Source organism: Bradyrhizobium sp. USDA 4472 (assembly GCF_054058595.1).
Genome location: NZ_JBSSAM010000001.1, coordinates 4,399,398 through 4,415,542 on the forward strand (window position 1 = coordinate 4,399,398; position 16,145 = coordinate 4,415,542).

General features: G+C 65.4%; 15 protein-coding genes and 1 other RNA gene. 13 read left to right on the plus strand and 3 right to left on the minus strand.

Annotated elements, in window-relative coordinates; translation table 11 throughout:
* Positions 1-8: 8 nt before the first annotated feature.
* Entirely contained in the window at positions 9-1,379 is a 1,371-nt protein-coding gene (locus ACVWZ4_RS20415) for an aminotransferase-like domain-containing protein (RefSeq protein ID WP_456741046.1), read from the minus strand.
* A 49-nt stretch (positions 1,380-1,428) separates the two neighbouring features.
* Here ACVWZ4_RS20415 and ACVWZ4_RS20420 point away from each other — a divergent pair, with 49 nt between their 5' ends.
* Both ACVWZ4_RS20420 and ACVWZ4_RS20425 read left to right on the plus strand, forming a co-directional pair.
* Positions 1,429-1,890, plus strand: a complete 462-nt coding sequence (locus tag ACVWZ4_RS20420) for a DUF983 domain-containing protein (RefSeq protein ID WP_456699058.1) — start codon at positions 1,429-1,431, stop codon at positions 1,888-1,890.
* Positions 1,891-1,965: 75 nt separating this feature from the next.
* The gene (locus ACVWZ4_RS20425) at positions 1,966-2,679 is read left to right on the plus strand and encodes an alpha/beta fold hydrolase (RefSeq protein ID WP_456741047.1); all 714 of its coding nucleotides are present in this window, start codon (positions 1,966-1,968) and stop codon (positions 2,677-2,679) included.
* Positions 2,680-2,843: 164 nt separating this feature from the next.
* On the opposite strand, the gene rnpB is transcribed toward ACVWZ4_RS20425, so the two are convergent.
* Positions 2,844-3,260, minus strand: an RNA gene (rnpB, locus tag ACVWZ4_RS20430) — RNase P RNA component class A.
* 150 nt (positions 3,261-3,410) lie between these two features.
* Here rnpB and ACVWZ4_RS20435 point away from each other — a divergent pair.
* The 3 genes from ACVWZ4_RS20435 to ACVWZ4_RS20445 all read left to right on the plus strand — a co-directional run bounded on the left by ACVWZ4_RS20435 (position 3,411) and on the right by ACVWZ4_RS20445 (position 5,432).
* Entirely contained in the window at positions 3,411-3,761 is a 351-nt protein-coding gene (locus ACVWZ4_RS20435; protein ID WP_456699056.1) for a YciI family protein, read from the plus strand.
* Positions 3,762-3,849: 88 nt separating this feature from the next.
* On the plus strand, positions 3,850-4,200 hold the full coding sequence (locus ACVWZ4_RS20440; RefSeq protein WP_456736018.1) for a YciI family protein: 351 nt from the start codon (positions 3,850-3,852) through the stop codon (positions 4,198-4,200).
* Positions 4,200-5,432, plus strand: a complete 1,233-nt coding sequence (locus ACVWZ4_RS20445) for an RNA polymerase sigma factor (protein ID WP_456705055.1) — start codon at positions 4,200-4,202, stop codon at positions 5,430-5,432. The genes ACVWZ4_RS20440 and ACVWZ4_RS20445 overlap by 1 nt, the downstream gene beginning before the upstream one ends.
* A gap of 109 nt (positions 5,433-5,541) precedes the next feature.
* Here ACVWZ4_RS20445 and ACVWZ4_RS20450 read toward each other — a convergent pair whose 3' ends face one another.
* Positions 5,542-6,324: an N-acetylmuramoyl-L-alanine amidase gene (locus ACVWZ4_RS20450; RefSeq protein WP_456699054.1), complete on the minus strand. Its 783-nt coding sequence runs from the start codon at positions 6,322-6,324 to the stop codon at positions 5,542-5,544.
* Between the two features lie 534 nt (positions 6,325-6,858).
* Here ACVWZ4_RS20450 and rsmH point away from each other — a divergent pair.
* The 8 genes from rsmH (at position 6,859) to ACVWZ4_RS20490 (ending at position 16,008) form a co-directional block, all read left to right on the plus strand.
* Positions 6,859-7,848 carry a 16S rRNA (cytosine(1402)-N(4))-methyltransferase RsmH gene (gene rsmH / locus ACVWZ4_RS20455; RefSeq protein WP_456741048.1) on the plus strand — a complete coding sequence of 330 codons (990 nt, stop codon included), beginning with the start codon at positions 6,859-6,861 and terminating at the stop codon, positions 7,846-7,848.
* A gap of 3 nt (positions 7,849-7,851) precedes the next feature.
* The gene (gene ftsL / locus ACVWZ4_RS20460) at positions 7,852-8,244 is read left to right on the plus strand and encodes a cell division protein FtsL (RefSeq protein WP_456699052.1); all 393 of its coding nucleotides are present in this window, start codon (positions 7,852-7,854) and stop codon (positions 8,242-8,244) included.
* A complete protein-coding gene (locus ACVWZ4_RS20465; RefSeq protein ID WP_456736016.1) occupies positions 8,241-10,004 on the plus strand; it encodes a peptidoglycan D,D-transpeptidase FtsI family protein in 1,764 nt (587 codons plus the stop codon). Before ftsL ends, ACVWZ4_RS20465 begins: the two co-directional genes overlap by 4 nt.
* Before the next feature lie 82 nt (positions 10,005-10,086).
* Entirely contained in the window at positions 10,087-11,559 is a 1,473-nt protein-coding gene (locus ACVWZ4_RS20470) for a UDP-N-acetylmuramoyl-L-alanyl-D-glutamate--2,6-diaminopimelate ligase (RefSeq protein WP_456741049.1), read from the plus strand.
* Entirely contained in the window at positions 11,556-12,935 is a 1,380-nt protein-coding gene (locus ACVWZ4_RS20475) for a UDP-N-acetylmuramoyl-tripeptide--D-alanyl-D-alanine ligase (protein WP_456741050.1), read from the plus strand. The genes ACVWZ4_RS20470 and ACVWZ4_RS20475 overlap by 4 nt, the downstream gene beginning before the upstream one ends.
* A 163-nt stretch (positions 12,936-13,098) precedes the next feature.
* On the plus strand, positions 13,099-14,202 hold the full coding sequence (gene mraY, locus ACVWZ4_RS20480) for a phospho-N-acetylmuramoyl-pentapeptide-transferase (protein ID WP_456699048.1): 1,104 nt from the start codon (positions 13,099-13,101) through the stop codon (positions 14,200-14,202).
* Between the two features lie 10 nt (positions 14,203-14,212).
* Complete coding sequence (gene murD / locus ACVWZ4_RS20485) at positions 14,213-15,610, plus strand: UDP-N-acetylmuramoyl-L-alanine--D-glutamate ligase (protein ID WP_456699047.1); 1,398 nt, start codon at positions 14,213-14,215, stop codon at positions 15,608-15,610.
* 188 nt (positions 15,611-15,798) lie between these two features.
* Positions 15,799-16,008, plus strand: a complete 210-nt coding sequence (locus ACVWZ4_RS20490; protein WP_456741051.1) for a hypothetical protein — start codon at positions 15,799-15,801, stop codon at positions 16,006-16,008.
* Positions 16,009-16,145 lie beyond the last annotated feature (137 nt).

Consider the following 16,145-nt stretch of genomic DNA (forward strand, 5'->3'; position numbering starts at 1 on the left):
AACATTTGCTACACGATCTGCCTGGTGTCAGCGGGCTTGTGCAAGGCGCCGACGAGGATGCGCAGGGCCTCGCTCAATTCCGATCTGTTGCGCGCCGCGCCGAGTGAGACGCGCGCCGCATGCGGCGATGTTCCCTCGACGGTGAAGGCGTCGCCGCCAACGATCGCGAGCCCGTTGCGCAAGAGATGCGCGGGGACGTCGTGCCGCCCTTCCGGCAAGTGCAGCCATAAATGATGCGCGGCGGGATTCGCCCGGAACCGAAACTCCTTCAATGCGCGCTGAGCCAATTGTTGGCGGCCGACGGCCTCGTTGCGGATGGCGGTGATGATGTGGTCGGCGACGCCGCTCTCGAGCCAGTGCGTCACCAGCGCGACCATCAGCGGTGCCGGCATCTGCACGGTGGCTTGCAGATAGCCGCGCATCAGCAGCTGCGCGCCGCTGTCGGGCGTCAGCAGATAGGCGACGCGCAGTGCCGGCGCGATGCATTTTGACAGCGTGGTGGCGAGATATGTCCGCTCCGGGATGAGGTTGGCGATCGGTGAGGCCGATCGGTCGAGCAGCCCGTAGGCATCGTCCTCGATCAGAACGACATCGGCATCGCGGATGATTTTTGCGATTGCGTTGCGGCGATCCGGGGCAAGCGTCGCCGTGGTCGGATTATGCAGCGTCGGGATGAGATAGACGGCCTTCGGCTTGTGGGTGCGGCAAGCCTTCGCCAGCGCGTCGGGCAGGATGCCGCCGTCATCCATGGCGACACTGACGAGCTTGACGCCAAGCTGCGCCGCGGCCGCCTTGATGCCGGGGAAGGTGAGGGCCTCCGTCAGCACGACATCGCCGGGACGTGCGAGACAGGCAAGCAGGTTGAAAAGGATCGTCTGCGCGCCGGGAAAGATCACGAGCTTGTCGGCGTGGGCGTGCGGAACGCGGGTACGCATCCAGCGCACCGCGACCTCGCGCTCATGCGCGCTGCCGCCGGGCGGCTGGTAATTCAGGAATGCAGTCAGGCCCGATTGCGCGCGAATGGCCTCGAAGCCAGTGATGATGCGCTCGTCGAGCCGCGCTTCGAGCGGGTGCGGCGGCACGTTCATGGAGAGGTCGATCGCGACCGGATGCGGCAGGTCGATTGCCCGGCGCGCGCTGGTCTCCGACACGAAGGAGCCCTGGCCGACGCGGGCCTCCATGATGCCGCGGCGCCGCGCTTCGGTGTAGGCGCGGGTCACCGTGGTCAGGTCGACGCCGAGCGCCTTGGCGAGCGCGCGCTGGGTCGGCAATTGCTGTCCCCGCATCAGCCGGCCCGCGGCGATGTCCGCCTCCATGGCCGCCACGATGCGCTGATAGCGCGGGCCAGGCAGCTCCGAGATTGTAGGGGTCCAATCCATGCAATTAAGCCCCATATCCTTTGAATGTATGGATGCAATATACTATTGTATGGATCAGCACAACGGAAGGGGTGCCATCATGGCGACCGGTTCAATTTCTCTGGCAAAGGCGATGTGGCACGGCTTTCGGGGCAAGTGCCCGAACTGCGGCCAAGGACATCTGTTCGGCCGTTTCCTGAAGGTGGCCGACGCCTGCGATCATTGCGGCGAGGAGCTGTTCCACCAGCGCGCCGATGATTTCCCGGCCTATCTCGTCATGGTCGTGGTCGGCCACCTCGTGGTGCCGGCGATCCTCGCGGTCGAGACCGCTTATGCGCCGCCGGTGTGGCTGCAACTCGCGGTATGGCTGCCGGTGACGCTGTTTGCTTCGCTGGCGCTGCTGCAACCGACCAAGGGTGCGATCGTCGGCCTGCAATGGCAGATCGGCATGCACGGCTTCGAGGCGAGCAAATTGCGCCGGGAAGCCGGTCAGCTTGCGCCCGTGCTGGTGAAGGCGTCGCGCGCGGCCTGAGGCGCGTCGCGTCGTTTACATCGCGGAGCTGCCCGCTACACTCCATCGCATCAAACAAGAAAGATGGAAACGCTCATGGCCGCACGCGCGAGAACCTTCCTGCTCTGTCATGGCGCGTGGTCCGGCGGCTGGTCGTGGCGGAAAATGCATCCGCTGATGGCGCACGCCGGCCACCGCCTGATCGCGCCGACCTATACAGGGCTCGGCGAGCGGTCACATCTCGCCAGCGCCGCTGTCGATCTCGAGACGCATATCCAGGACATCCTCAACGTCATCAAATTTGAGGACCTCAGCGACATCGTGCTGCTTGGTCACAGCTATGGCGGCATGGTCGCAACCGGCGTTGCCGATCGTGCGCGCGACCGCATCACGCAATTGATCTATCTCGACGCCTTCGTGCCGCGCGATGGCCAGTCGCTGTTCGATCTCAACGAAGGCGGTCGCGAGCCGATGCGCAAGGCGGCTGCCGCCGGCGACGGCTACCGCATCCCGCCCAATCCGCCGCCGCCGGATACACCGCAGGCCGATCTCGACTGGCTCAACGCGCGCCGCATCAACATGCCGCTCAAATGCTTCGAAACCAAGCTGAAGCTCGGGTCCGGCGAACCCGCAATGCCGCGCAGCTATATCTATTGCAGGCGCATTCCGCCGGGCGATGTGTTCGGGCAATTCGCAAGGCGCGCGAGGAGCGAAGATGGCTGGCGCTATTTCGAGCTCGACGCCAGCCATGCACCGAATGTGACGGCGCCGGAGGCACTGATGAGTGTCCTGAACGAGATCGCGGCCTAACTCACAGCCGTCATTCCGGGGCTCGCGAGGCGAGAGCCCGGAATCCATTCATCCACCGTCTCTGTCCCACGAGGGATTCCGGGCTCGTGCTTCGTACCCGCCGGAATGACAGTGGTGAAATTGGTGAGGGGTCCGATGCGTCGGCATCGAACCCCTCCCTGTAAGATATCAGCCGGCCTGTAAGCCGGGTTCTGTAGGGCACCGCCCGCTTGCGCAGACGATACGTGACGGCCATTCCTCTGGGACCATGTTTGCACATGGCCTCGAGCAACCTACCCGGACGGCGGGCCTGACATCGCCCCGCGGCGTTATCGCTTTCGCGAACTGCCCGCTACGCCGTCCCTATTCGGTTTTGCTCCCGGTGGGGTTTACCATGCCGGCTCCGTTGCCGGACCCGCGGTGCGCTCTTACCGCACCTTTTCACCCTTACTTCCTCCGAGGAGGGAGCGGTTCGTTCTCTGTGGCACTTTCCCTGGGGTCGCCCCCGCCGGATGTTATCCGGCACCGCATGTCAAGGGAGCCCGGACTTTCCTCCCCGGCGGCCTTTCGGCACTTGCCGGAGCGGCCGTCCGGCCGACTGACTGACAACGCAATGGGCATTTGTGACGTTTTCGTCAAGCAGAGATCGTCGCGCACGCCGCCGCGTAAATAATTTATCCTGAAGATGTCGTTGGGCGCGGACCCCGTTCGACTGGATGCCGGCAATCCAGCCGAACAACAGGAGAGAAGCGATGCAGTATCTGCTGCTGATTTATCGGAACGAAGCACAACAGAGCCAGATGGCACCCGCGGATTACGAGAAGCTGCTGGCGGAGTATTCCACCTACACCCAGTCGATCGTCCAGAGCGGACATTTCAAGGCCGGCGACGGGCTGCAGCCGACCTCCACCGCCACCACCGTCCGCGTTCGCGACGGCAAGACCATGACCACCGATGGTCCCTTCGCGGAGACCCGCGAACAGCTCGGTGGCTACTATCTCGTCGAAGCCAGGGATCTCGATGCCGCGATTGAACTCGCCGCGCGGATTCCCGGCGCCAGGCACGGCTCGATCGAAGTGCGGCCGGTCATGATCTACCAATGATCGGAAAAATAGTTTCGCGATGATGTCGTTTGGCGTCGGCCCCATTCGACAGATGTCGGCGATCCAGCCGAACAACAGGAGTTAAGCGATGCAGTACCTGCTGCTGATCTACCGGAACGAAAGCTATCTCACCGACATGACGGCCGCCGACCGTCAGAAGCTGGCGGGCGAATACGGCGCCTACACGCAGTCGATCATCCAGAGCGGCCATTTCAAAGCGGGCGACGGGCTGCAGCCCACGACGACCGCGACCACGGTGCGCGTGCGCGACGGCAAGACCATGACGACCGACGGCCCGTTCGCGGAAACGCGCGAGCAGCTCGGCGGCTACTATCTGATCGAAGCCAAGGACATCGACGAGGCCATTGCGATCGCGGCCCGCGTTCCCGAGGCCAAGCGAGGATCGATCGAGGTGCGGCCGGTCATGATCTACAAGTGATCGCCGCCACCGACATCGACAAGGTCTTCCGCGACGAGGCGGGGCGGGCGCTGGCCACCCTGATCCGCCTCGTCGGGGATTTCGACTTGGCCGAGGATGCGCTTCAGGATGCATTTGCTGTCGCGCTGGAGCGCTGGTCGTCAGGTGAGCGGCCAGACAATCCGCGCGCGTGGCTGGTCAATGTCGGTCGCAACAAGGCGATCGACCGTATCAGGCGCCAGGCCGCCTTTCGCGGCAAGCAGCAGGCGCTGCTGCACGAGCTCGCGCTGAACGAGCAAGGTGCCGACGAGCCGCCGGCGATGCTCGACGACGACATGCTGCGGCTGATCTTCACCTGCTGCCATCCGTCGTTTGCGGCCGAGGTCCAGGTCGCGCTGACGCTGCGCACCGTCTGCGGCCTCTCCACCGCGCAGGTCGCGCGCGCCTTTCTGGTCGGTGAGGACGCGATGGCGCAGCGCCTCGTCCGCGCCAAGCAGAAGATCAGGCTCGCCGGCATTCCCTATCAAGTGCCCGAGCGCGACGCCCTGGCGCCGCGGCTCGACGGTGTGCTCGCCGTGATCTACCTCGTCTTCACCGAAGGCTATGTCGCGACCTCGGGCACCGATCTGATGCGGCCCGATTTCGCGGCCGAAGCGATCAGGCTCGGCCGTCTGCTCGACCGGCTGATGCCCGATCGCGCCGCGATCAAGGGCCTGCTCGCCTTGATGCTGCTGCACGATGCGCGCCGCGCCGGGCGCGCGACCGCGGCCGGCGACATCGTGCTGCTGGAAGAACAGGATCGCTCGCTGTGGGATCGCGCGCAGATCGAGGAAGGCCTGGCTCTCGTCGACGATGCGCTGCGCGTGCCGGGTCGGCCGCAGCCCTATGTGGTGCAGGCCGCGATTGCCGCGCTGCATGCCCGCGCGCCGAGCTACGCGCAGACCGACTGGCCGCAGATCGCCGGGCTCTACGAAGTCCTGCTGCGCATCAATCCCTCGCCGGTCATCGAGCTCAACCATGCCGCCGCGATCTCGATGGTCGACGGCCCGGCGCGCGCGCTCGATCTCGTCGACGCGATCTCCGCGCGCGGTGGTCTCGACGGCTACGAAATGTTGCCGGCGGTGCGAGCGGATTTGTTGCGACGGCTGGAGCGGAAGCAGGAGGCGCGCGAAGCCTATGCTGCGGCGACCGAGGCGACCCAACTCGAGCCGTTGCGAAGGCTGTATGCGCGGCGGCTGCGGGAGATGGAGTAGCCGACACATCCTCCGTCATTGCGAGGAGCTCTTGCGACGAAGCAATCCAGACTATCTCCGCGGTGACAGTCTGGATTGCTTTGCTACGCCCGCAATGACGGCGCCGCCGTCACTTCGACGCGACAGCCGTCCCGTCCGCCGGCAGGCTCGCCAGCAGAGCCTGCAAGGTCGACAGCGTCGAGTGATCGGCAATACCATCCAGCCGCGCGGGACGGAAGTGGCGCTGGAAGGCGGTGACGACTTCCATGGTCGAGGCGTCGTATTTGCCCGACAGCGGCACGCCATAGCCATAGCGGGCGAGCGCCTGCTGAAGGCTCAGCACCTCGTCGCTGATGGTGCCGAGCATCAGGGTTTCGCCGCGCACGACCGGCGCCGGCGTCACCCAGTGACCCACACCGGAATTGGCGAGGGAGTGCCAGGGAAATTTCTCGCCGGGATCCTTCTTGCGCGCGGGCGCCACGTCGGAATGACCGAGCACCCGTTGCGGCACGATCTTGCGGCGGAGCATGATGCCGCGGCACAGCGCGATCACGGCGGCGATCTGGCGCAGCGGATATTCGGGATAACCCCAATCGTGACCGCGATTGATGATCTCGATCCCGATCGAGCAGGAGTTGATGTCGTCCTCGCCGGCCCAGGACGAGACGCCCGCGTGCCAGGCGCGCCGCGCCTCCGGCACGCATTGCACGATGCGGCCGTCCTCCAGCACGACATAATGCGCCGACACTTCGGTGCCGGCCGTGCACAGCCGCGCCAACGCGCCCTCGACGTCGGGCATGCCGGTGTAGTGCAGCACGATCATGTCGGGCTGGCGGCCCTTGTTGCGCTCGCCATGGTTGGGCGAGGGGATGATGTCGGAGACGATCGACGAATCCGGCTCGAATGTCCGCATGCTCGCCGCGGTCTTGGGAACCGGGAGAACGCGCTGACGCTTCGAATCAGCTCCAGGCGGCGTGGACGAACCGGACGACATAAACGACTCAAGTCGGACAGGAGAATGGGCCAAGCCCTTCTCTTTACTATTCCTTTACCGTCTGCTTCGCGCAATCGCGCGATGCGGCTGCCGGGTGCATTTTGGGCTCAGTGTGTGGATGACGCATCACTGCCCAAGGAACCGCGAAAGCACCTTTTCGAGATGTAACGAACCGATCAACGCTTTCTTAACGCTAAGGGCCGTTACTGAGAGATGAAGAGCCGACCCGCGTCCGGAGCCGGCCAAAGCGTTTTTGGCTCGAATCCCATGGTTGCCCGACATATTCCACTGGGAACAGCGGGTTTGCCGCCCGGGAAGCTCGGGCTCGGCGTACATGGTGGATTGGGGTTGGGTCGTGGAACCGCCGCGACGCGGAATTATTCGAGGCGTGATGGGCTTTCTGGCCCCCAGATTGAGCTGCCCGTTTTCTTGCACACCCGGCAGGCGCGACGCATGAACGACGCACCGCACATTCCCGTGCTTGGCCGCGAAGCGATCGCGCATCTCGCGCCGCGTGCGGGCGGCATCTATCTCGATGCGACCTTCGGGGCCGGCGGCTACAGCCGCGCCATTCTCGAGACATCAGGGACCCGCCTGATCGCGATCGATCGCGACCGCACCGCGATTGCCGGTGGCGCCGAGCTGGTCGCGCGCGCGGCCGGCCGGCTGACACTGGTCGAAGACCGTTTTTCGAATCTCGCCCAAGTCTGCGCCGCGCAGGGCATCGATGCGGTCGACGGCGTCGTGATGGACGTCGGCGTGTCCTCGATGCAGCTGGACCAGGCCGGTCGCGGCTTCTCGTTCCGCCTCGACGGTCCGCTCGACATGCGCATGGGGCAGACGGGACCGACCGCGGCCGACATCGTTGCGCGCGCCTCCGAAAGCGATCTCGCCGACATCATCCATCTCTTCGGCGAAGAGCGGCATTCGCGCCGCGTCGCCCGCGCCATCGTGGCTGACCGGCAGGAGGCGCCGTTCACCACCACGCGTGCGCTCGCCGATCTGGTCGGGCGGGTGGTGCGCTCGAAGCCCGGCGACATTCACCCGGCGACACGGACCTTCCAGGCCTTGCGCATCTTCGTCAACGAAGAGCTCGAGGAGCTTCAAACTGCGCTCGCTTCCGCCGAGCGCGTGCTGAAACCCGGCGGCCGCCTGGTGGTGGTCTCGTTCCATTCGCTGGAAGACCGCATCGTCAAGAATTTCCTTGGCCAGCGCTCCAAGACCGGCGGCGGTTCGCGGCACCTGCCGGAGGTGGCGCAAGGCGTGCCGAGCTTCCAGCTTCTGACGCGGCGGCCCGTGATTGCCGGCGAAGAAGAGGTTGCGCATAATCCTCGCGCCCGATCCGCAAAGCTGCGCGCCGCCGAGCGCACCGCGGCGCCGGCGCATGCCGACGACGAGCGGTCGTCCTGGCCAAAACTCTCCGAAGTGATGAGGGGCGGCTAGCAGATGCGCATCATCCACCTTCTCGTCATCGGCGCGCTGATCTTCGCGGCCGCCTATGTCTACCGTATCAAGATGGACTCCACCGCGCGCACCGAGAAGGTGCTGCGGCTGCACGCGGAGATCCGCGAGCAGCGCGACGCGATCGCCCAGTTGCGCTCCGAATGGGCCAAGCTCGATGCGCCCTTGCGCCTGCAGGGCCTCGTTGAGCGACATCTGCCGCTCAAGCCCGTCAACGGCACGCAATATGATTCTCTGAAGAACCTGCCGGACCGTCCGCCGCGGATGTTCCGGCCGGGCGAGCCCGATCCGATCGGGTCCATGATCAATACCATCGAAGCCGCGAGCGATCCTGACAGCGTGACGGGCTCGGTGCCGCAGCCCGAGGACAAGCAATGAGCGCTGTTCCGGCCAAACCCGCAGGACGACCCGCAGGGCGTCCAACCGAACCCTGGCGGCAGCGGCTGGTCCGCAGCCTGCTTTACGGGCGTAACGTCGATCGCGCCGCGAAGGCGCGCGCGCGCGTGGGCCTCGCCATGCTGGCCTTTGCCGCCGTCTACGCCATGATCGGCGGACGCCTCGTGATGTTCGCGATCGGCGCCGACGCCCACAGTGCGCGGCGCGCCGCCTCTCAGGAGGTGGTTGCGACCGCGCGGCCCGACATCGTCGACCGCAACGGTGCGATCCTGGCGACCGACGTCAAGGCCGCCAGCATGTTCGGCGAGCCCCGCCGCATCATCGACAAGGACGAGGCGATCGAGCTTCTGACCGCGACCGTGCCCGATCTCGACGAAGCCGAGGTGCGCGACCGCCTGTCATCGCGCAAGGGTTTCGTCTGGCTGAAGCGCGAGATCACGGCCAAGCAACAGCTCGACATCCACAAGCTGGGCCTGCCCGGCATCGGCTTCCTGCGCGAGAACAAGCGCGTCTATCCGACCGGCAACGAGGTCGCCCACCTCATCGGCCTCGTCAACATCGACAACCAGGGCATCGCCGGCATGGAGAAGTGGCTCGACAACCAGGGCCTCGCCGATCTCCACCGCGCGGGCTTTGCCATCGACCGGTTGCAGAAGCCGATCGAGCTGTCGGTCGATCTGCGCGTCGAGCACGCGCTGCGCGACGAACTGCTCAAGGCCAAGGAAAAATTCCACACCAAGGCGGCCTCGGGCCTCGTCACCAACGTCAACACCGGCGAGATCGTGGCCATGGTATCGGTTCCGGATTTCGACCCGAACAATCCGAAAGAAGCCCACGATCCCGACCGCATCAACCGCCTGACAACAGGCGTCTACGAGATGGGCTCGACCTTCAAGGCGTTCACGCTCGCGATGGCACTCGACACCGGCAAGTACGGCCTCGATTCGCTGTGGGACGCGCGCGGGCCGCTGCACTACGGCAAGTTCGCGATCCATGACGACGAGCCGAAGGGCCGCTTCCTGAACATGAAGGAAGTGTTCACCTTCTCCTCCAACGTCGGTGCGGCGCGGATTGCGCTGTCGCAGGGCGTGGAAGCGCACAAGGCGTTCCTGCGCAAGATGGGGCAGCTGGATCGGCTGCGTACGGAATTGCCCGAGAGCGCGTCGCCGATCGTGCCGCGGCATTGGGGCGATCTCAACACCATTACCATCGCGTTCGGCCACGGCATCGCGGTGGCGCCGTTGCAGGCCGTGATGGGCGTCAGCGCGCTCGCCAATGGCGGTCTGCTGATTCCCCCGACCTTCCTCAAGCGCTCCGAGGAGGAGGCACGGGCGATCGCAAAGCGCGTGATCAAGCCCGAGACGTCGGACAAGATGCGGTTCCTGATGCGGCTGAACGCAGAGATCGGCACCGCCAAGAAGGCGAATGTTCCCGGTTACTACATCGGCGGCAAGACCGGCACAGCAGAAAAGGTGGTCAACGGCCGTTATGCCAAGAAGAAGGTGCTGACTGCGTTTACGGCGATCATTCCGGCAGACAAGCCGAAGTACCAGCTCCTGATCATGCTGGACGAGCCGCAGCCGCTGAAGGAGACCTACGGCTTCATCACGTCGGGCTGGAACGCCGTTCCGACCGCAGGCAACGTGATCAGCCGTATTGGACCGCTGCTCGGCATCGAGCCCCGCTACGACCTGCCGCCCGCGGACCGCCTTATTCTTGCAGCATCCAGGACAACCCAGTAATCACAGGGGGTAGGGCCGTAGCCGCTGCTGAGTCGGGGATTTCCCTCAGAATTCGGCTTTCCGGCAAGGCAACTGGAAGATCATGAAGCTGCGCGACCTCTTGGGTCAGGATGTTTTGGGCAATGATGCCGCGATCGAGCCCGCTGTCGCGGCGATCGAGGTCACAGGCGTTGCGCTCGATAGCCGCGTGGTCAAGCCCGGCGATGTGTTCTTCGCGCTATCAGGCAGCAAGACCGACGGTGCGCGCTTCATCGATGCGGCCATTGCGGCCGGTGCGGTGGCGGTGGTCGGCGATCACGCGCCTGAAGGCAGCAAGGTGCCCGTCGTCACCGTGCCCAATCCGCGCCGCGCGCTGGCGCTGGCTGCGGCAAGAGTCTTCCCCGCACAACCTGCAACCATCGTCGCGGTGACCGGAACCAGCGGCAAGACATCGGTTGCCGCGTTCACGCGGCAGATCTGGGAGCGGCTGGGCCACGCCTCGGCCAGCATCGGAACAATCGGGCTCGTCTCGCCGAAGCGCACCGTTTACGGTTCGCTGACGACGCCGGATCCGGTCGCGCTGCATCGGCAGCTCGATGAGATCGCGCGCGAAGGCGTGACGCATCTTGCATTTGAAGCCTCGTCGCACGGGCTCGACCAATACCGCCTTGATGGTGTCCGTGTCGTGGCCGGCGGCTTCACCAATCTCTCGCGCGACCACATGGACTATCATCCAACCGTCGCGCACTACCTGTCCGCAAAGCTCCGGCTGTTCCGCGAGCTCGTGCCATCAGGCGGAGCGGCGGTGATATCGGCCGATCATGATTGCTCGGCGCAAGTGCGCGACGCGGCGAAATCGCGTGCCTTGCGCGTGATGGCGGTCGGCCGCCACGGCGACGGGGCAGGCGAGGGCATCCGCCTCACCGAGGCCGTGGTCGAAGGCTTTTCGCAAAAGCTTGGCCTCGAACATCGCGGCAAGACATACGCGGTGCGGCTGCCGCTGGTCGGCGAATTCCAGATCGAGAACGCGCTGGTCTCGGCCGGTCTTGCGATCGGCACCGGCAGCGATGCGGCCGATGTGTTTGCGAGCCTCGAACATCTCGAAGGTGCCAAGGGCCGGCTCGAGCGCGTCGGTGAGCGCAACGGCGCGCCGATTTTCGTCGACTACGCGCACAAGCCTGATGCGCTGGCGAAGGCGTTGCAGGCGCTGCGTCCTTACGCGAAGCGCAGGCTGGTCGTCGTGTTCGGCGCCGGCGGCGATCGCGATGCCGGCAAGCGGCCGATCATGGGTGAGATCGCGGCGGAGAATGCCGATCGCGTCATCATCACCGACGACAATCCGCGCAGCGAGAAGCCGGAAGCCATCCGTGCCGCGATCCTCGCCACCGCCAAGGGCGCGCGCGAGATCGGCGATCGGGCGGCCGCGATCCGCGCCGCGATCGAGGAGCTGGAAGATGGCGATGCGCTGCTCGTCGCGGGCAAGGGCCACGAGACCGGGCAGATCGTAGGCCACGAGGTCCTGCCGTTCAGTGATCACGAGGCGGTCGCCGCCGCATTAGCATCGAGGGTCGCATGAGCGGGCCATTATGGACGGTTGCCGGGGTGGCGCGCGCGCTGGGCGCGGCCGGATCATTCCCGGACACGGGAATTGACTTCGTCACCCAGGACAGCCGTCTGGTGAAACCGGGCAGCCTGTTCGTCGCGCTGTCAGGTACGCCGAGCGGCGGCTTCATCTCGGCCTTCGCCAGCGCGCGCGACGGCTGGGAGTTCGCGGACAGGGCGGAAGCCTCAGGCGCAGTCGCGATGATCGTGCCGCACGAGATCGCGGGCATCCGCATTCCCCAGATCGTCGTGAAGGACACGCTGATCGACGGTCTCTGGGGCCTCGCCCGCGCCGCGCGCGCGCGTTTCAACGGGCCGGTGATCGGGCTCACCGGCAGCGCCGGCAAGACCAGCACCAAGGAATATCTGGCGGCCTATCCCAATGCCTATGCGAGCCCTTCGAGCTTCAACAATTTCTGGGGCGTGCCGCTGACATTGTGCAATGCCCGGCCTGACGCCAGCCTCTGGGTCGTCGAGATGGGCATGAACCAGGCTGGCGAGATCGCGCGCCTGAGCGAATTGACGCGGCCGACCGTCGCGCTCGTCGTCAACGTCCAGCCGGTGCATCTCGAAAAGCTCGGCTCGCTCGACGCCATCAGGCGCGAGAAGGTATCGATCGCGCTCGGGCTACCCGAGGATGGCGTGCTGGTGCTGCCTGTAGGCATCAAGGCGCCGGACTGGAAAGGCAAGGTGGTGCGCTTCGGCGAGAAGGCCGAGGTGTACGAGGTTGCGCACGCCCCTCACGGCGACAGCTGGCAGGTCGTGGCCGGGATCGGCAAGAAGCAGATCGCCTTCAGTCTCACGCCCGGCGCGCCGCACCGCGTGCAGAATGCGCTCGCCGCGCTCGCTTCAATCCATGCTGCGCATCTCGACGTGGCGACGCTCGCGATCAAGCTCGACCGCGTCGGCATCATGTCCGGCCGTGGCGTGGAGCAGGCAGTCGGCGGCGTCACCGTGATCGACGACAGCTTCAACGGCAATCCCGCGAGCGTCGCTGCCGCGCTGCAAAGTCTGCAGGCGCGCAACGTGACGGGCGGGCGTCGTATCGCGGTGCTCGGCGATATGCTGGAACTGGGCGACGACGCGCCAAGCTACCACGCCGGCCTCACCGCCCATCTCGGCGGCATCGACGGTATCTATTGCGTTGGCCCGCTGATGCGGCACCTTTATGACGCGCTTCCCGCGGGCAAGGGGCTGGGCTGGCACGACGATCCCGCCACGCTGAAGCCTGGTGAGGTCGCCGGTTTGCTGAAGGCAGGCGATGTCGTGGTTGTCAAGGGCAGCAAGAAGATGTTCTGGGTCAACAAGTTTGTGCCGGCCCTAGTGGCCGCCTTGCAGGCAAAGGCGTAAACTGCTTGGAAGGCGCTGTTCCCGAATCCCGCCGTTTTGCGGCGCTAAGCCGGCCGGTTTCCTAGAGGTCGCCCGACCGATGATGAAGACCAGCGAATGCGCTTGAGGCGAAATCTGCGTCTCGAACAAGCCTGCGTGCGAAAGGCGCCATAGGACCGTCTGAATGTTTTACTGGCTGATCGAGATCTCCAACACATTTCCCGGTTTCGGTGCGGTGCGCACCGTCCTGAACGTCTTCCGCTACATCACCTTCCGCACCGGCGGCGCAATCGTCACTGGCGCGCTGTTCGTGTTCCTGTTCGGGCCCTGGATCATCGATCATCTGCGCATCCGCCAGGGCAAGGGCCAGCCCATCCGCACAGATGGTCCGCAATCGCATCTGTCCAAGAAGGGCACGCCCACCATGGGCGGGCTGATGATCCTGTCCGGCCTGACGGTCGGCACCGTGCTGTGGTGCAATCCGCTCAATCCCTATGTCTGGATCGTGCTGGCGGTGACGCTCGGCTTTGGGTTTGTCGGCTTCTATGACGATTATCTCAAGGTCACCAAGCAGACCACGACCGGCTTCGGCGGCAAGCTGCGGCTGCTGATCGAAGGGCTCATCGCGCTGGTCGCCTGCTACGCGCTGGTGCGGTTGAACCGCGACCCCGCGTCGACCGCGCTGACGATTCCCTTCCTCAAGGACACGGTGTTGCATTTCGGCTGGTTCTTCGTCGTGTTCGGCGCCTTCGTCATCGTCGGCGCCGGCAATGCGGTGAACCTCACCGACGGTCTCGACGGCTTGGCCATCGTGCCCGTGATGATCGCGACCGCGAGCTTTGCGATGATCGCCTATCTCGCCGGCAACGCCGTGTTTGCCGATTACCTCCAGATCAAATATGTCGCGGGCACCGGCGAGCTTGCGGTACTCTGCGGCGCGCTATTGGGTGCCGGCCTCGGCTTCCTCTGGTTCAACGCGCCTCCGGCCTCGATCTTCATGGGCGACACCGGCTCGCTCGCACTCGGCGGCATGCTGGGCTCGATCGCGGTCGCGGTGAAGCACGAGATCGTGCTCGCGGTGATCGGTGGCCTGTTCGTGCTGGAGGCGGTCTCGGTCATCGTGCAGGTGGTGTCGTTCAAGCTGACCGGAAAGCGGATCTTCCGGATGGCACCGATCCATCACCATTTCGAGCAACTCGGCTGGACCGAGCCGCAGATCGTGATCCGCTTCTGGATCATCTCGGTGATGCTGGCGCTGGCCGGCCTCTCCACGCTGAAGCTGCGCTGACGGGTCCACGATGATCCCGGTCACATCCTTTGCCGGCAAGACGGTCGCGGTCTTAGGCCTCGGCGGCTCCGGGCTCGCCTCGTGCCACGCGCTGAAGGCTGGCGGCGCCGAAGTGATCGCCGCCGACGACAATGCCGAGAACGTCGCCAAAACGGCTCAGGCCGGTTTCATCACCGCCGATCTTCGCAATGTCTCCTGGTCGAAATTCGCTGCGCTCGTGCTCGCGCCCGGCGTGCCGCTGACCCATCCGGTGCCGCACTGGAGCGTGCTGAAGGCGCGTGAGGCGGGTGTCGAGGTGATCGGCGACATCGAGCTGTTCTGCCGCGAGCGCCGGCGGCATGCCCCCAACGCGCCTTTCGTCGCCATCACCGGCACCAACGGCAAGTCGACCACGACAGCCTTGATCGCGCATCTCACGAGGGTTGCCGGTTATGACACCCAGATGGGCGGCAACATCGGCACCGCGATCCTGTCGCTGGAGCCGCCGCGCATGGGCCGCGTCCACGTGATCGAGATGTCGTCCTACCAGATCGACCTCACGCCCTCGCTCGATCCTTCCGTCGGCATCCTGCTCAATGTCAGCGAAGACCACATCGATCGCCACGGTACGATCGAACACTACGCTGCGGTGAAGGAGCGCCTCGTTGCAGGCGTGCAGGCGGGTGGCACCTCGATCGTCGGCGTCGACGATGGCTATTGCCGCGACATCGCAGACCGGCTCGACCGCGCCGGCAAGACTGTGGTGCGCGTCTCCGTCAGGAATCCGCTGGCCTCCGGCCTCCATGTCGAGCATGGCACCATCGTTCGTACGTCCGGCGGCGCTCGTAGCGAGGTGGCCACGCTTGGCGGCATCGGTTCGCTGCGCGGGCTGCACAATGCCCAGAACGCGGCGTGTGCCGCCGCGGCTGCGCTCGCGATGGGCATCAGCCTTGACGTACTGCAGAATGGCCTGCGCAGCTTTCCCGGTCTCGCGCATCGCATGGAGCAGGTCGGCCGCCGCGGCAACGTGCTGTTCGTCAACGATTCCAAGGGCACCAATGCGGACGCGACCGCGCATGCGCTGTCGTCCTTCGCCGACATTTTCTGGATCGCCGGCGGCAAGCCGAAGGCGGGCGGCATTACCAGCCTCACCGGATTCTTCCCGCGCATCCGAAAGGCCTATCTGATCGGCGAGGCCGCGCAGGAATTTTCCGGCACGCTTGGCTCGGTCGCACACGAGATCAGCCAGACGCTCGATCTGGCCGTCGAGCACGCGGCGCGCGATGCGGAAGCGTCAGGTCTCGCCGATCCGGTCGTGCTGCTGTCGCCCGCCTGCGCCTCCTTCGACCAGTACCGCAACTTCGAGATCCGCGGCACCAAGTTCCGCGAACTGGTGCAGGCGCTGCCGGGCGTGAAGCCGGTGGTGTGAGAATGTCGCCGCGACGCTGGACCGGACTTATCGCTGCTCTTGCTATTCCCGTCGGCTTCCTCTGCGTCGTCCTCATCGACGGCGTCATGCACCAATTCGGCGCGTGTCGCGTCGTTCGCCAAAGTGCGTTCGCCTCCCCGAGCGGCAGCAAATTGGTTGTCGTGGTCTGGAAGTCGTGCGGAGCGAGTGTGCCCGACAGTACGCAGGCCAGCATCGTGGCGCGCGGCCGGACGTTCTCGCCCGAGAGCACGCCGACCTTTGTCAGCGTGCGCGGGCATCTCGATGCCGTCGTCGTGTGGAGCAGCGAGCGGGCGGTCAGGATCGGTTTCATTCCCGGAGCAGACCAGATCGACAAGCGCGACCCCCGCGCGGGGGATGTCGCGATTACCTACGAATAGGCCTCCGTGTCCCGGACGCGCACCGGACGATGCTTCGCATCGCCGGGGGCAAGTGGGTTGCGTCCGGGGCACGAGACTGTTCACAACTTCATCCGCTTCCTTAACCTCCCGGTAACCAACCTCGGCGACCAATGAAC